11 protein-coding genes are annotated in these 15688 nt (G+C 70.0%); 7 read left to right on the forward strand and 4 right to left on the reverse strand.

The window, feature by feature from the left end:
• The first annotated feature begins 23 nt into the window (after positions 1–23).
• From MIAR_RS00925 to def, 3 genes are read left to right on the forward strand one after another with little or no spacing between them, the layout of a single operon-like run.
• On the forward strand, positions 24–3431 hold the full coding sequence (locus MIAR_RS00925; RefSeq protein ID WP_285630069.1) for a pyruvate carboxylase: 3408 nt from the start codon (positions 24–26) through the stop codon (positions 3429–3431).
• A gap of 45 nt (positions 3432–3476) precedes the next feature.
• A complete protein-coding gene (locus MIAR_RS00930; protein ID WP_285630071.1) occupies positions 3477–5690 on the forward strand; it encodes a nucleotide-binding protein in 2214 nt (737 codons plus the stop codon).
• Positions 5690–6181: a peptide deformylase gene (gene def / locus MIAR_RS00935; protein WP_285630073.1), complete on the forward strand. Its 492-nt coding sequence runs from the start codon at positions 5690–5692 to the stop codon at positions 6179–6181. Before MIAR_RS00930 ends, def begins: the two co-directional genes overlap by 1 nt.
• Before the next feature lie 91 nt (positions 6182–6272).
• On the opposite strand, the gene MIAR_RS00940 is transcribed toward def, so the two are convergent.
• Positions 6273–8099: an AMP-dependent synthetase/ligase gene (locus MIAR_RS00940; RefSeq protein WP_285630075.1), complete on the reverse strand. Its 1827-nt coding sequence runs from the start codon at positions 8097–8099 to the stop codon at positions 6273–6275.
• Positions 8100–8216: 117 nt separating this feature from the next.
• Between MIAR_RS00940 and MIAR_RS00945 the strand changes: the two genes are divergently transcribed.
• Entirely contained in the window at positions 8217–8912 is a 696-nt protein-coding gene (locus tag MIAR_RS00945; RefSeq protein ID WP_285630078.1) for a lysophospholipid acyltransferase family protein, read from the forward strand.
• A gap of 56 nt (positions 8913–8968) precedes the next feature.
• Positions 8969–10306 (forward strand): class II 3-deoxy-7-phosphoheptulonate synthase, encoded by a 1338-nt coding sequence (locus MIAR_RS00950; protein ID WP_285630080.1) that lies wholly within the window; start codon positions 8969–8971, stop codon positions 10304–10306.
• A gap of 66 nt (positions 10307–10372) precedes the next feature.
• Here the strand turns inward: MIAR_RS00950 and pknB are convergent, their stop codons facing one another.
• Together pknB and MIAR_RS00960 are read right to left on the reverse strand one after the other, a co-directional pair.
• Positions 10373–12319 (reverse strand): Stk1 family PASTA domain-containing Ser/Thr kinase, encoded by a 1947-nt coding sequence (gene pknB, locus MIAR_RS00955; RefSeq protein ID WP_285630082.1) that lies wholly within the window; start codon positions 12317–12319, stop codon positions 10373–10375.
• 82 nt (positions 12320–12401) lie between these two features.
• Entirely contained in the window at positions 12402–13586 is a 1185-nt protein-coding gene (locus tag MIAR_RS00960; RefSeq protein ID WP_285630084.1) for a LysM peptidoglycan-binding domain-containing protein, read from the reverse strand.
• A gap of 133 nt (positions 13587–13719) precedes the next feature.
• On the opposite strand from MIAR_RS00960, the gene MIAR_RS00965 reads away from it, so the two are divergent.
• Complete coding sequence (locus tag MIAR_RS00965; RefSeq protein WP_285630086.1) at positions 13720–14064, forward strand: Rv2175c family DNA-binding protein; 345 nt, start codon at positions 13720–13722, stop codon at positions 14062–14064.
• A 51-nt stretch (positions 14065–14115) separates the two neighbouring features.
• On the opposite strand, the gene MIAR_RS00970 is transcribed toward MIAR_RS00965, so the two are convergent.
• Complete coding sequence (locus MIAR_RS00970; RefSeq protein ID WP_344287859.1) at positions 14116–15192, reverse strand: polyprenyl synthetase family protein; 1077 nt, start codon at positions 15190–15192, stop codon at positions 14116–14118.
• A 96-nt stretch (positions 15193–15288) separates the two neighbouring features.
• On the opposite strand from MIAR_RS00970, the gene MIAR_RS00975 reads away from it, so the two are divergent.
• Entirely contained in the window at positions 15289–15678 is a 390-nt protein-coding gene (locus tag MIAR_RS00975; RefSeq protein WP_285630088.1) for a DUF3040 domain-containing protein, read from the forward strand.
• Positions 15679–15688: the final 10 nt, after the last annotated feature.

Here is a 15688-nt window from a genome sequence, read left to right on the forward strand (position 1 = left end):
CGACGACCTCAGAAGAGGTGTGCATGTTCCAGAAGATCCTGGTGGCCAATCGTGGTGAGATCGCGATCCGCGCATTCCGCGCGGCGTACGAGGTGGGGGCTCGGACCGTCGCCGTGTTCCCCTATGAGGACCGGGGCTCGCTGCACCGGCTGAAGGCGGACGAGGCGTACGAGATCGGCGAGCGCGGGCACCCCGTCCAGGCCTACCTAGACGTGGACGGCATCATCGCCGTGGCGCTCGACGCCGGGGCCGACGCGATCTACCCGGGCTACGGATTCCTCTCCGAGAACCCCGAACTGGCCGAGAAGGCCGCAGCCGCGGGCATCACCTTCATCGGTCCGCCCGCGCAGGTGCTCGAGATGGCCGGCAACAAGGTGGAGGCCAAGCGGCACGCGGTGGAGGCCGGCGTCCCCGTGCTGCGCTCGACCGAGGCATCCGACGACGTCGAGGCGCTGGTCGCGCAGTCCGATGAGATCGGGTTCCCGCTGTTCGCGAAGGCCGTCGCCGGAGGTGGCGGCCGCGGAATGCGCCGTGTGGAGACCAAGGGCGAGCTCGCGCCGGCGCTGGCCGAGGCCATGCGCGAGGCGGGGGCCGCGTTCGGCGATTCGCGGATGTTCCTGGAGCAGGCAGTGCTGCGCCCCCGGCACATCGAGGTGCAGATCCTGGCCGACGGTCAGGGGAACACCGTTCACCTGTTCGAGCGGGACTGCTCGGTGCAGCGCCGCCACCAGAAGGTGATCGAGATCGCCCCCGCTCCGAACCTCGACGAGAGGACCCGCAGCGACCTGCATCGTCACGCGATCGCGTTCGCGCGGTCGATCGGCTACCAGAACGCGGGAACGGTCGAGTTCCTGCTCGAGACGGCCGGACCCCGCACGGGGGAGGTCGTCTTCATCGAGATGAACCCGCGCATCCAGGTCGAGCACACGGTGACCGAGGAGGTCACCGACGTCGACCTCGTCCGCGCGCAGATGCAGATCGCGAACGGCGCGACCCTCGCCGATCTCGACCTCGAGCAGGACGACATCCAGCTGCGCGGCGCCGCGCTGCAGTGCCGCATCACCACCGAGGACCCGACGCAGGGCTTCCGGCCGGACACGGGGAAGATCACCACCTACCGCTCGCCGGGCGGCGCCGGCATCCGCCTCGACGGCGGGACCACGGCGGCGGGCTCCCAGATCAGCCCCTACTTCGACTCGATGCTCTCCAAGCTGACCTGTCGCGGACGCTCCTTCAACAGCGCGGTCTCCCGCGCACGACGCGCCCTGGCCGAGTTCCGCATCCGCGGCGTCTCGACGAACATCCCCTTCCTGCAGGCCGTGCTGGACGACCCCTCCTTCGCGGCGGGCGACCTGTCGACCTCGTTCATCGACGAGCGTCCCGAACTGCTGCGCGGGCGCGTCTCCAAGGACCGCGGATCGAAGATCCTGCGCTGGCTCGTCGACGTCACGGTGAACAAGCCCAACGGCGAGAACCCGCTGGCCCTGCCGCCCGCGCACAAGCTCCCCGCACTCGACCTCGGCGTCGAGCCGCCCGCGGGCTCGCGCCAGCAGCTGCAGAAGCTGGGGCCGGCCGGCTTCGCGGCGGCGCTGCGCGAGCAGAAGGCACTCGCCGTCACCGAGACGACGTTCCGCGATGCGCACCAGTCCCTGCTGGCCACGCGCGTGCGCACCAGCGATCTCGTCGCCGTCGCGCCGTACGTCGCGCGCATGACCCCGCAGCTGCTCTCGGTGGAGGCCTGGGGCGGCGCGACCTACGACGTCGCGCTGCGCTTCCTCGGCGAGGACCCGTGGGAGCGGCTGGCGGCGCTGCGCACGGCACTGCCGAACATCAACATCCAGATGCTGCTGCGCGGACGCAACACCGTCGGGTACACGCCGTACCCCACCGAGGTGACCGACGCGTTCGTGCGCGAGGCCGCCGCGACAGGCGTGGACATCTTCCGCATCTTCGACGCGCTCAACGACGTGTCCCAGATGCGCCCCGCGATCGATGCGGTGCTGGGCACCGGCACCGCCGTCGCGGAGGCGGCGCTCTGCTACACGGGTGACCTGCTCAACCCCGCCGAGGACCTGTACACGCTGGACTACTACCTGCGACTCGCCGAGCAGATCGTGGACGCGGGCGCGCACGTGATCGGCATCAAGGACATGGCCGGTCTGCTGCGTCCTGCGGCGGCGGCGAAGCTCGTCACGGCGCTGCGCGAGCGGTTCGACCAGCCCGTGCACGTGCACACGCACGACACCGCCGGCGGCCAGCTGGCGACCCTGCTCGCCGCGAGCGGAGCCGGAGCGGATGCCGTGGACGTGGCATCCGCGCCGATGTCGGGCACCACCAGCCAGCCGTCGCTGTCGGCGCTGATCGCGGCACTCGCGCACACCGAGCGCGACACCGGCATCGACCTGCAGTCGGCATCGGACCTGGAGCCGTACTGGGAGGCGATGCGCCACCTGTACCGCCCGTTCGAGTCGGGCCTGCCGAGCCCCACCGGGCGCGTGTACCACCACGAGATCCCCGGCGGGCAGCTGTCGAACCTGCGTCAGCAGGCGATCGCCCTGGGACTGGCCGACGACTTCGAGCTCATCGAGGACATGTACGCCGCGGCGAACGACATCCTCGGCCGGGTGCCGAAGGTGACGCCGTCCTCCAAGGTGGTCGGGGACCTGGCGCTGCACCTCGCAGCGGTCAAGGCGGACCCCGCCGACTTCGCCGCGAACCCGGAGCGCTACGACATCCCGGATTCCGTCGTCGGCTTCATGGCCGGTGAGCTGGGCGACCTGCCCGGCGGATGGCCGGAGCCGTTCCGCAGCAAGGTGCTCGCCGGTCGCGCCGCCAAGGCCGGGATCACGCCCATCACGGACGCCCAGCAGGCGGCTCTCGACGGCACGTCCGCGGAGCGCCGCGGAATGCTCAACGAGCTGCTGTTCCCCGCGCCCACCAAGATCTTCCGGCAGAACCGAGAGGAGTTCGGCGACCTGTCCGTGCTGGACACCTCCGACTACCTCTACGGACTCGTCCCCGGCGTCGAGCACGCCGTCGAGATCGAACGAGGCGTGCGACTGTACGTCGGGCTCGAGGCGATCGGCGAGGCGGATCCCAAGGGCGTGCGCACCGTCATGACGACGCTGAACGGTCAGCTGCGGCCGGTGTCCGTACGCGACCGCTCGATCGTCGTCGACGCCCACGAGACCGAGAAGGCGGACACCTCCAAGCCGGGTCAGATCGCCGCGCCGTTCTCCGGCGCGGTCACGCTGAAGGTCGAGGAGGGCGCTGTCGTCAAGGCCGGTGATGCGGTCGCGTCGATCGAGGCGATGAAGATGGAGGCGGCCATCACGACGTCGGTCGACGGTGTGGTGGAGCGGCTCGCGATCGATCAGACCCAGCAGGTCGACGCCGGCGATCTTTTGGTCGTGGTCCGCCCGGCGCACTAATCTTGGGCGGGCGCTAAGTCTGCGCCGGAGCTTGGAGCTGGAACCGTGACGTCGAAGAACAACGTGGAGCCCGAAGGGGACGATTCGCTGGGCGTGCTCGACGACACCACGTCGTCGGACACGATCGCGATCGGCCTGCACGAGGGCACCGCGCAGGTCAGCGTGGCGCTTCCGACCGGCGGTGAGGACGATGATCTCGTCGACGACGAGGTGATCGGTGGCGAGGTCGTGTCCGACCTCATCATCGACACCTCGGCCGTCGCCGACGCCGATGTGCTCGCCCGCATCAGCCAGGACGCACCCGACATCGTCATCGAGCTGCCCGCCGAGGAGCTGCCGGCCGAGGCTGAGACAGTCGAAGCGGCCCCCGTCGATCCGGAGACGGTGACCGAGGTCGTGGTGGAGGCGGAGGAGCCCGGCATCGAGGGGGCTGACGTCGCCGAGGATGCCGATGACATCGTCGACGCGGACGTCGTGCCCGAGATCGGCGGCGCGGACGCCGAGGTCGTCACGGATGGCGATGACGAGATCGTCGCGGATGCCGGTGAGGCCGCCGAGGCTGATGCCGGCGGCGACACCGTGACCGAGGCGGAGGCAGCCGCGGGGGAGACCGCCGCACCCCCTGCGCCCAAGCCGGGCATCCGGCCGGAGCCCGTGCTTCTCCCGCCCGTGACCGCCGTGCGCGGCCGGAAGGCCGAGCGCAAGCCCGCCAAGGCTAAGAAGAAGGCCGTGCAGCCGAAGAGCGAGCCGTCCATCGATGAGGCGGCGCCGGCCGCAGCGGAGGCCGCACCCGCCGCCGAGAGCGTCACCGTCGCGAGACCCGAGCAGGTCGCGAAGCCAGTGACGGCGGCGAAGTCGGAGGCGACGGCGAAGCCCGAGCTGGATGCGGAGGCCGACCAGCCCGTGCCGGCCGCGAAGACCGGGCCGCAGGCCGATGAGAAGGGCTCGGGACCCGCCGAGACCGCAGCGGCCACCGCAGCCGTCGATGAGTCCGCGCTGAGCCCGGGGCAGAGCGCGGAGGCTGATGCCTCGGAGCTCGCCACCCTGGAATCGGCCGTCGCAGCGGCCAAGGCAGAACTGCGTGAGGCGATGTCGCCCACGCGCCCCCTGACGCAGACCGAGACCCGTCCGGCGGCAGCCGAGACGACTGAGGAGAACCGCCCCGTGGCGACCGACGACGCGAAGCCCGCAGCATCCGCAGCATCCGAGATCGCCCGGGCGCACTCCGTGCCGCCCCGTCCAGCCTCGGTGCCGGCCCGGCCTGCGGCCGAGGTCGCCCTCGCCTCCAAGCGACTGGACGACCTGGGCGACGCCGGCCGGGAGAGCGCCGACCTGCTCACGGCCGACCGCCTGCTCGACCCCTCCCGGATCACCAAGCCGGAGCCGGAGGGCACGTGGAGCCACCTGCTGTACGCCGTGTCCGGCGGTCGCATCAACGTCGGCGACAGCCGCAAGGCGCGCGAGCGCAAGCTGCTCAGCGCGCGGATCGCCGCACCGATGTCCGGCACCGCGCGTTTCGTGCCGGTGCTGTCGCGCAAGGGCGGGGTCGGCAAGACCACCGTCACCGCACTGCTCGGCATGGCGCTGGCGGATGCCCGTGACGACCGCGTCATCGCCGTGGACGCCAACCCCGACCGCGGCACGCTCGCCGAGCGCGTGGTGGGCGGCCACACGAAGTCAGTGCGCGACCTCGTGCGCGCGCAGCACGACATCCGCGGCTTCCACGACATCTCCGCGCTGGTCGCACGCGACCACACCCGGCTGGACGTGCTCGCCTCCGACGCCGATCCGCGCGTCTCGGAGGCCTTCGGCGATGCGGACTACCGTGACGTCGCGGCGGTGGCGGCACAGTACTACTCGCTGGTCCTGACCGACTCGGGCACCGGCATCGTGCACTCGGTGATGGGCGCCACGCTCGACCTGGCCGACCAGATCGTCGTCGTCTCCGGGCTCAGCGTCGATGAGGCCCGACTGGCATCGGAGACGCTGACCTGGCTGGAGACGAACGGCCACGCGCAGCTCGCGCGGGAGGCCATCGTGGTGCTGAACCAGTCCACACCCGGCACCCCGCTCGTGCGCCTGAGCGAGCTGGAGGCGCACTTCGCCACGCGCGCGAAGCATGTTCTGCGCATCCCGTACGACCCTCAGATCGCGGGCGGCGGCGCCATCGACTTCGCCAGCCTGCAGCCCGAGACCCGGCGTGCGGCTCGCGAGATCGCGGCCACGCTCGTCGAGGGCCTGCGGGTGAAGGCCGCCTGATGGCCGTCCGTGAGATCCGCCTGTACGGCGACCCCGTGCTGCGCCAGGTGTGCGCCCCGATCGAGCAGATCGACGACGGCGTGCGCGCCCTGATCGCCGACCTCGTCGACACCGTCGAGCTGCCCGGGCGCGCAGGCGTCGCGGCGAACCAGATCGGTGTCGCGCTGCGCGCGTTCAGCTACAACATCGACGGCGACATCGGCTACGTCATCAATCCCGTGCTGGTCGAGGTGCGCGGCGAGGCGGTCGAGATCGGCGAGGGATGCCTGTCGGTGCCCGGCCTGTGGCACGACACGCCCCGTCACCCGTGGGCGCGGGTCGAGGGCATTGACCTCGACGGCAATCCGGTCGTGCTGGAAGGGGAGGGGCTGCTCGCCCAGGCCCTGCAGCACGAGACCGACCACCTGGACGGCATGGTGTACCTGGGCAGGCTCCAGGGGGAGACCAGGAAGACCGCCATGCGGCAGGTGCGCGAGAGCGACTGGTTCTAGCGCACCGAGGCCCAGAACCCGGGGCCCAGGACACGAACGAAGAGGAGGCCCTCCGCTGAGCGGAGGGCCTCCTCTTCGTGTCTGGCCCGGGTCAGCCCAGGGGTGTCGTGGTGGTGTGCACCGGCGCCTCGTAGATCTCGGCGATCTGGTCGGCGAAGTCCGCGAGGATCACGTTGCGCTTGATGGACATCTTCGGCGTCAGGTGACCGCTCGCCTCGGTCCACTCCACGGGCAGGATCGTGAACTTGCGGATCGATTCCGCGCGCGAGACCGACTTGTTCGCGTGGTCGATCGCGCGCTGCACCTCGGCGTGCACGGCCGGGTTCTTCGCAGCATCCGCCAGGGACATGTCCGCGGGGAGACCGTTGTTGGCCAGCCAGGTCGGCAGCATCTCGGTGTCCAACGTCACCAGCGCCGCGATGAACGGCTTCTGGTCTCCGACCACGACGACCTGCCCGACGATCGGGTTCGCGCGGATCGGGTCCTCGAGCACGGCCGGGGCGACGTTCTTGCCTCCGGCGGTCACGATGATCTCCTTCTTGCGGCCCGTGATCGTCAGGAACCCCTCCGAGTCGAAGGAGCCCAGGTCACCGGTGCGGAACCAGCCGTCGTGGAACGCCGCGGCGGTCGCCTCGGGGTTGTTCCAGTACTCCTTGAACACGCAGATGCCGCGGACCTCGATCTCGCCGTCGTCGGCGAGACGGATGCCGACGCCGGGAAGGACCGGACCGACCGTGCCGATCTTGAAGCCGTCCTCGCGGTTCACGGTCGCAGGGGCGGTCGTCTCGGTGAGGCCGTAGCCCTCGAGGATGACCACGCCGAGGCTGCGGAAGAAGTGCCCGAGGCGGTCGCCCAGCGGAGCGGAGCCGGAGACGGCGTAGACGACGTTGCCGCCCATGGCCTGGCGCAGCTTGGAGTACACCAGCTTGTCGAACAGGGCGAACTTCAGCTTCAGGCCGAGCGGCACCTTCTCGCCGCGCTCCTGCAGGGCGGAGTGCTCGATCGCGGTGGCGGCGGCCGCGCGGAAGATCTTGCCCTTGCCGCCGGCCTCGGCCTTCTGCTCGGCCGAGTTGTAGACCTTCTCGAACACGCGGGGGACCGCGAGCAGCAGCGACGGCTTGAAGGAGCCGAGCGAGGCGAGCAGCTGCTTCGTGTCGGGCTGATGACCGACGCGCACGCCCGCGTGGATGTAGAGCATCGACATGAATCGCGCGAACACGTGCGCGAGCGTGATGAACAGCAGGGTGGAGGCGCCGGGGGTGTACACGACGTGCTTGAGCGACTCGGCGGCGTTCCGCGAGAGCTCGACGAAGTTGCTGTGCGTGAGAACGCAGCCCTTCGGACGCCCGGTCGAACCGGAGGTGTAGATCAGGGTCGCGATGTCGGAGCCGACCGCCAGGTTGCGGCGGCGCTCGATCTCGGCATCCTCGATCTCGGCGCCCTTCGCGGTGAGGGCGTCGATCGCCCCCAGGTGCAGCTGCCACACCTCGCGCACCAGGGGCAGGTCGCCGCGCACCTCGTCCACGCGGGCGAAGTGCTCGGGGGACTCGACGATCAGCGCGATCGCCCCGGAGTCCTCCATGATCCACTGGATCTGTGCGGGGGAGCTGGTCTCGTAGACCGGGACCATGACGGCGCCCGCGTAGAACAGGGCGAAGTCGACGAGGGTCCACTCGTAGGTGGTCTGCGCGATGAAGCCGACCTTCTCGCCGGGCTGGATGCCTGCGGCCACGAACCCCTTGGCGAGGGCGATCACCGCCGTCTCGAAGTCCTTGGCCGAGATGTCGCGCCAGCCGGCGCCGTCAGGAACGGAGAAGATGGCCAGATCCGGCGTCTCCTTGGCGCGGATCGCGAGCAGATCGGACGCGTTCGCCTCGGGATCGGCGGGAACGATGGCGGGGGCTTCGAACTGGGTCACGGCAGCTCCTTCGGTACCGGATTGACGGGTGACACCCCGAGTCTAGGTCATGGCATCCAGTCGCAGAAAACCTGAAACTCGGTCGCGAGGGCGGCGGCGAGGCTAGACTTCTGCACGATGTTCTACTGGCTGATGAAGTACGTCGCGATCGGGCCGCTGGTCAAGGCGATCTTCCGACCCTGGATCGTGGGGCGCGACAACGTCCCCGCGTCGGGTGCTGCCATCCTCGCGAGCAACCACCTCTCGTTCGCCGACTCGATCTTCCTGCCGCTGCTGCTGGACCGGCCGATGTCCTTCCTGGCCAAGAGCGACTACTTCACCGGCCGTGGCCTCAAGGGCTGGGCCACCAAGGTGTTCATGAAGGGCACCGGCCAGATCCCCATCGACCGCTCCGGCGGCAAGGCGTCCGAGGCATCCCTCAACACGGGCCTGCAGATCCTGGGTCGGGGCGACCTGCTCGGCATCTACCCCGAGGGCACCCGCAGCCCCGACGGCAAGCTGTACCGCGGTCGCACGGGCCTGGCTCGCATGGCGCTGGAGGCGAAGGTCCCGGTGATCCCCGTCGTCATGGTCGACACCGACGTCATCATGCCGATCGGGCAGAGCATCCCGAACGTCGGACGCGTGGGCGTGCTGATCGGGGAGCCGCTGGACTTCTCCCGCTATGCGGGCATGGAGAACGACCGCTACATCCTCCGTGCCGTCACCGACGAGATCATGATCGCGCTGCAGCGCCTGGGCGCGCAGGAGTACGACGACGTGTACGCCTCCACCGTGAAGGACCGGCTGCCGCAGAAGGCCCGACGCCGCTGAGTCGCGGCCCCGTCACAGCGCGGGGAGCGCCCTCGGGCGGACACTAAGCTGGGTGGATGCTTCCCTCGCACCCTGAACTCGACGCGTGGCGGTCCCTCCCGATCAAGCAGCAGCCGCAGTGGCCCGACGCCGAGCGGGTGGCGGAGGTCTCCTCCCAGATCGCGACCCTGCCGCCGCTGGTCTTCGCCGGCGAGGTCGACAACCTCCGCACCAGGCTGGCCAGAGCGGCCTCGGGCAACGCGTTCCTGCTGCAGGGCGGCGACTGCGCCGAGACCTTCGCCGGTGCGACGGCCGATCAGATCCGCAACCGCATCAAGACCGTGCTGCAGATGGCCGTCGTGCTCACCTACGGCGCCTCGATGCCGGTGGTGAAGATGGGACGGATGGCCGGCCAGTTCGCCAAGCCCCGCTCCAGCGACACCGAGACCCGTGGCGACGTCACGCTGCCGGCCTACCGTGGCGACATCGTCAACGGCTACGACTTCACGGAGAAGTCCCGTCAGCCGGATCCCGGACGCCTGCTGCAGGGCTACCACATGGCCTCGTCCACGCTGAACCTCATCCGGGCGTTCACGCAGGGCGGTTTCGCCGACCTGCGTGAGGTGCACTCCTGGAACAAGGGCTTCGCGCAGAACCCGGCCAACCAGCGATACGAGCGGATGGCAGCCGAGATCGACCGGGCCATCAAGTTCATGGAGGCCGCCGGCGCCGACTTCGACGAGCTCAAGCGCGTCGAGTTCTTCACCGGGCACGAGGGCCTGCTGATGGACTACGAGCGCCCCATGACGCGCATCGACTCCCGCACCGGCACGCCGTACAACACCTCGGCGCACTTCCTGTGGATCGGGGAGCGCACCCGCGACCTCGACGACGCGCACGTCGACTACTTCTCGCACATCCGCAATCCCATCGGGGTCAAGCTCGGCCCCACCACCTCGCCCGACACCGCCCTCGCGCTCATCGACAAGCTCGACCCGAATCGCGAGCCCGGTCGTCTCACCTTCATCACCCGGATGGGTGCGGGGAAGATCCGCGACGCTCTGCCGCCCCTGCTGCAGGCCGTGAAGGACTCGGGCGCCACCCCGCTGTGGGTGACCGACCCCATGCACGGCAACGGCATCACGACGTCGACCGGCTACAAGACCCGCCGCTTCGACGACGTGGTCGACGAGGTGCGCGGCTTCTTCGAGGCGCACCGCGCCGTGGGCACCTTCCCCGGCGGCATCCACGTCGAGCTCACCGGCGACGACGTCACCGAGTGCCTGGGCGGTTCGGAGCACATCGACGAGGCGTCCCTCGCAACACGCTACGAGAGCCTGTGCGACCCGCGACTGAACCACATGCAGAGCCTGGAGCTGGCGTTCCTCGTGGCCGAGGAGCTCGAGAAGCGCTGACCTCCGGCGGGTGGCTCCGCGGATGCCGATCGTCGCCACGACCGGCGGTCAGCATCCGCGGGGCGGTCAGCCCTGCAGCTTGAGGGTGAGCTTGACCGTGCCGCCCTTGGGCAGCGTTCCGTCCCCGGGCTTCTGCTCGACGACCGTTGCGAGGTCGCCGAAACCGGGAAGATCGCCCCAGCCCTGGTAGGACGCCTTCAGTCCGACGCTCTCGAGCTTGGCCTTCGCCTTGGAGAGCGTCATACCGACGACGTTCGGCACGGTGATGGGCTGCGGGCCCTTGGAGACCGTCAGCGTCACGGTGTCGCCGGGGCGCCAGCTGCCGCCGCCCTGGCGCTCCGCGCTCTGCGCGATCACCGAACCCTTGGCGACGGTGTCACTCCAGTCCTGTCGCGTCTCCGGGTTCACCTTCAGCCGGGCGGATTCCAGGATCTGCTTCGCCTCGTCGAGCGGCTTGCCGACGACGCCCGGGACCGGGCCGAGGGAGACCTGGATCTGCGCTTTGTCGCCCTCGAAGACGTCGCAGCCGTCACCGCAGGCGTAGGGCTCGCCACCGGCGCGCGGGGTGATCCGCACGTTCAGCACGAGGTTCGGGCCGAGCTTGTCGAAGTACTCCTCGACGTTCTTGTCGACCTTGAGGTTGTTGGCGTCGAGCTTCTGCCGCGCGGCGGACTCGGTCAGGCCGGCCAGTGCACCGATGGTGTGCTTGGCGGGGCCCGACGACACGATGAGCGTGACCGTGCTCTCCTTCTCGACGCGCTCGCCCGCCCCGGGGTCGGAGTCGATCACGTCGCCGGCGGGCACGTTCAGATCGGACTTCGTGGTCGTCGTCGACTTCAGGTTCTCGGCGGCCATGGCCTTCTCGGCATCAGCCAGCGGCATCCCTGCGACCGTCGGGACGGCGATCAGCGAGCCAGGTCCCGAGCCGAACCACCAGCCGACGCCTCCCGCGGCGACGGCGAGCAGCAGCACCAGTGAGAGCAGCAGCGCGCCCCGGGCGCGCCGACGTGCCGTGCGCTGCCGCAGGCGCGCACCGTTGTCTACGGACTCCGCGGCCACGGGAGCGGTGGGGTCGGAGATGACCGCCGTGCCCATCGGGAGGATCTTGGTGACCGCTCCGGAATCGTGACCGGACGACGGTGCGACCGTCGCCGTCGGCACGGGCGTCACACCGAGCTCGCGCTCGATCTCGCGGAGGCGATCGAGCATCTCCTGCGCGTTCAGTGGCCGTTCGTCGGGAGACTTGTCGGTCGCCCAGAGCACGAGCTCATCGAGCTGCTCCGGCACGCCGGGGTTGCGGACGCTGGGGCGCGGCACCTGCTCGGTGGCGTGCTGGAACGCGATCTGCATGGGCTGCTCGCCCTTGTACGGCTGCTCGCCGACGAGCATCTCGTACAGCATGATGCCCAGCGCGTAGATGTCGCTGCGGGCATCCGCCGTCCCACGGGTGACGAGTTCGGGCGCCAGGTACGCGATCGTGCCCAGCAGCTGCGCTCCGGTGGCGGTGTTCGCGGTGGTGGCGCGGGCGAGACCGAAGTCCCCGATCTTGATGCGGCCGTCCTCCGCGAGCAGCACGTTCTCGGGCTTGACGTCGCGGTGCACGATCCCCGCGCGGTGCGCCGCGGCGAGGCCGGCGAGGATCGCGTCCATGATCGTGATCGTCTGGGCCACCGTCAGCCGCTTCTGCTCGCGCATCAGTTCGCGCAGGGTGATGCCGGGCAGATACTCCATCACAAGGTAGGCGAGGTCGCCGTCCTGACCCTGGTCGAACACGTTCACGACGTGCGGATCAGCCAACCGTGCGGCCGATCGGGCCTCCTGGATGAACCTGCTCTGGAAGGCGGAGTCGTCGCTGAGGTGGGCGTGCATCACCTTCAGGGCGATGCGTCGTTCGAGGCGCATGTCGGTGGCGACGTAGACCGTCGCCATGCCGCCGCGTGCGATGCGTGCCCGCACGCGGTACCGGCCGTCGACAAGCCGCCCGATGAGGGGGTCGGCCTGCGCAGTGTTCACAGCACGAGTCTATGAAGAACAGGCTGTGAGCCCGGGCAACGGCGCACCTGTGACAGGTTTCGATCCGGTGACGACTGGCGCGTCACCGCAGGGTCGCGACCCACTTGTGGGCCTGCTGCTCCCAGAGCCCGTAGCGATCCGGGTAGGCCGAGACCTGCACGGACTGCGCTGCGGCGGTGAACGACTTGCCCTGCCAGCCGGAGATGTCGAGCAGCCCCTTGCTGGCGATGCCGTTCGGGTCGCCCGCACCGCCGTAGAACACGCGGATGCTGCGATCGGCGTTCATGATCTGCTCGGGGGTTCCCCAGCCCTGACTGGGACGCTGCTGGAAGAGGCCGAGGGAGTCGCGGTCGCCGTGGTCCAGATTGCGCATGGTGGACTCGACCATCGCGGTCGCCAGAGCGATGGCGATTCCGCGGTCGGGCACGCCCAGCTGGCGGCCGATCCGGATGATGCGCACGGCGTTGGCACGCTGCGCAGTGTCGAGGCTCGCGAAGCGCTGGGCGGGGGCCGGGGGAGCGAGGCGCAGAGTCTGGCCGGGATAGATGATGCTGCCGGTACCGAGCCCGTTGGCCTGCAGGAGCGCGGAGACCGTGGTGCCGTACTTCTTCGCGATGCCGAAGAGCGTGTCGCCCCGTGCCACCGTGTGAGCGGCCGGCGCCACGGATGCCGGAGCCGTGGACGTCGATGCCGCGGCGGGCGCAGTGGTGGCAGCAGGGGTCGCCGACGCGCCGACCTTGAGCTTCTGCCCGGGGAAGATCGCCGCGGACCGGCCCAGCCCGTTCGCGGCGATGATGTTCGCGACGGTGGTGCCGTACTTGCGCGCGATCGCGTACACCGTGTCGCCGCGCACCACGGTGTGCACGGCACCGGTCGCCGCGGCGGGTGCGGCAGCGGGCTTGGGCGAGGGGGCTGCGTGCACCGTGCCCGGAGCGAGGCGCAGAGTCTGGCCGGGGTAGATCACGGAACGCCAGCCCAGGCCGTTCCAGGCGAGGACGTCTGCTGGACGCAGGCCGTTGCGGATCGCGATGCTGGAGACCGTGTCGCCGGGGCGGACGACATAAGAGGTCGGGCGGGCGGCCGCGTGCACGGCCGCCGTCACGGGACGCGGGGAGACCGACGGGAGCACTCCTGCCGGGACCGGAGTGCTGCGCACGGGTTCGGCGGCGTCGGCGGGTGCGGCCGTGAGCACGGCGGCGAGTGCTCCGATGACCGCCGCGGGTGCGCCGAATCGGATTGCGCCGGTGCGAGTCGAAAGATTATGCATGCGATTCCCCCTGGTGATTCTGAAGACACGCTGACACGTATGTAAAGAGTTGTCAACAGAAGTGGCTGCTGTGACTGGAGTGAATCGAGTTCCCGATGATGTCGGAAGGGAAGCGGGATGAGATAGTGGAGACGTGTCTGAGAACGCCGCTGAAACCACCGACTGGCTGACCATTCCCGACCTGGCCGAGGTGCTCGACGAGACGCCTGGTCGAGTGCGCCGACTGCTCGACGAGCGCTACCTGATCGGCTCGCGCCGCAACGGCGCGTTCGCCGTGCCGGCGGTCTTCATCGTCGACCGTCGCCCGCTCACGTCGCTTCGTGGCACGGTGATCGCCCTGCAGGATGCCGGATTCAGCGACGACGAGGCCATCGACTGGCTGCTCGCCGAGGAGGACACGCTCGGGCGCACCCCGATCGCGGCTCTGCTCGACGGGCACAAGAGCGAGGTGCGGCGCATCGCGCGCACGCTCGCCTGAGCGTTCCCTCCGCCGCGCGGGCGCCGGCTGAGGGCCGGCACCGGTCCGGTCTCACGCAGAGCGCGCGATCGCGGCATCCGCCAGTGCGCGCAGACCGTCGGCCGCGTCGTCCTCGATGTCCGCCGCCGCCAGGGCCCGCTCGGCATCCGAGGTGAAGCCGGCGATCATCTCTTCGATCCGCGCCACCGCGCCGGTCTTCTCGATGAGGCCCTGCAGCGCGGCGACCTCGTCGGGGGAGAGGGTCTGGTCGCCGAGGGCGTCATCCAGTGCACCGCGGTCCGCGGCGGACATCCTCTCGCGGGCGACGGCGATCAGCGCGGTGCGCTTGCCCTCACGCAGGTCGTCGCCGGCAGGCTTGCCCGTGAGGCGCGGATCACCGAAGACGCCGAGCATGTCGTCGCGCAGCTGGAAGGCCATCCCGATCGGATGCCCGAAGGCGCGCAGCGACGCCAGCAGCGGCTCGTCGGCGCCCGCCAGCGTTGCGCCGAGCAGGAGCGGCTCGGTCACGCTGTATCGCGCGGACTTCAGCGAGGCCACGCGCAGGGCGCGCTCCAGCAGCGCCTCCGGCTCGCTCACGCTCCATGCGGACTCCTCGGTGATGTCGAGCATCTGCCCGACCGTCACATCACGGCGCATGCGCGCGTACTCGGCCCTCGTCGCCGTGGCGTGCGGATGCCCCTGCAGAGCCTCCTCGAGCAGATCATCGCTCCAGGCCACCAATAGATCGCCCAGCAGCACCGCCGACGAGCGCCCGAACGCCTCGGCGTCGCCCGCCCACCCGGCGGCGCGGTGAGCGGCCTCGAGCTCGCGGTGGGACGCCGGGCGTCCGCGTCGGGTGTCGGAATTGTCGATCAGGTCGTCGTGCACGAGCGCCGCGGACTGGAAGATCTCCAGCGCCGCGCAGAGGCCCCACAGTGGGTCGGCATCGGTGTGCGGCGCAGGAGCGGCCGCCTGCCAGCCTGCGTGGCAGAAGCGCGCGCGCAGGCGCTTCCCGCCGAGCAGAGTCGTGCGCGCCGCGTCCAGGAAGAGGGCGGCATCCGGGCCGTAGTCGACCGCGTCGGCCTGCATTCGGATGAGAAAGCTCTCAAGGCGTGCGGCGACGGCGTCCGAGACGAAGGTGGAGGGCACGATTCCCAGCCTAGATGCAGGAATTCGACGGCGCCTGGCTAGCTGCTCGCTCTCCGAGGCGAGTAGAGTGGATAGAACGAACCAAGGGGGTCGGAGATGCCTCTTTCCGAACAAGAGCAGCGCATGCTCGACGAGATGGAACGCCATCTCCTTCAGCACGATGCCGATGTCGTCACGGCGCCGTCCGGTGACCGTGCACTCAGCTACCGCAACCTGATCTACGGTGCGCTCCTGCTGCTGGTGGGCGTGGGTGGTCTGATCGCCGCCGTCGTCGCGAGCGGGCGCATCGGAGCCGTCGGCAGCATCATCATCGGCGTGGTCGCGTTCCTCGCGATGCTGGGTGGAGCGATCCTCGCCTTCACGCCCGTCCGACGTCCGCTCGACGGGTCCCGCCCGGACGGCGCCCCGCGCGCGCAGCGGTCACGCGACTCCTCGTTCATGGATCGGATGAACGATCGCTGGGACAGGCGACAGGACGAGCGCTGATCGGATCCTC

Origin of the sequence: Microbacterium arabinogalactanolyticum, assembly GCF_030268005.1 — a bacterium.
In the GTDB taxonomy this organism is placed as follows: Bacteria; Actinomycetota; Actinomycetes; order Actinomycetales; family Microbacteriaceae; genus Microbacterium; species Microbacterium arabinogalactanolyticum.

Excerpts from the sequence above, each read along its gene's own strand:
- MIAR_RS00950 (WP_285630080.1), top strand. The coding sequence starts at position 8,969 with ATGCTTCCCTCGCACCCTGAACTCGACGCGTGGCGGTCCCTCCCGATC.
- MIAR_RS00975 (WP_285630088.1), top strand. The coding sequence starts at position 15,289 with ATGCCTCTTTCCGAACAAGAGCAGCGCATGCTCGACGAGATGGAACGC.
- MIAR_RS00945 (WP_285630078.1), top strand. The coding sequence starts at position 8,217 with ATGTTCTACTGGCTGATGAAGTACGTCGCGATCGGGCCGCTGGTCAAG.
- MIAR_RS00960 (WP_285630084.1), bottom strand. The coding sequence starts at position 13,586 with ATGCATAATCTTTCGACTCGCACCGGCGCAATCCGATTCGGCGCACCC.
- def (WP_285630073.1), top strand. The coding sequence starts at position 5,690 with ATGGCCGTCCGTGAGATCCGCCTGTACGGCGACCCCGTGCTGCGCCAG.
- MIAR_RS00925 (WP_285630069.1), top strand. The coding sequence starts at position 24 with ATGTTCCAGAAGATCCTGGTGGCCAATCGTGGTGAGATCGCGATCCGC.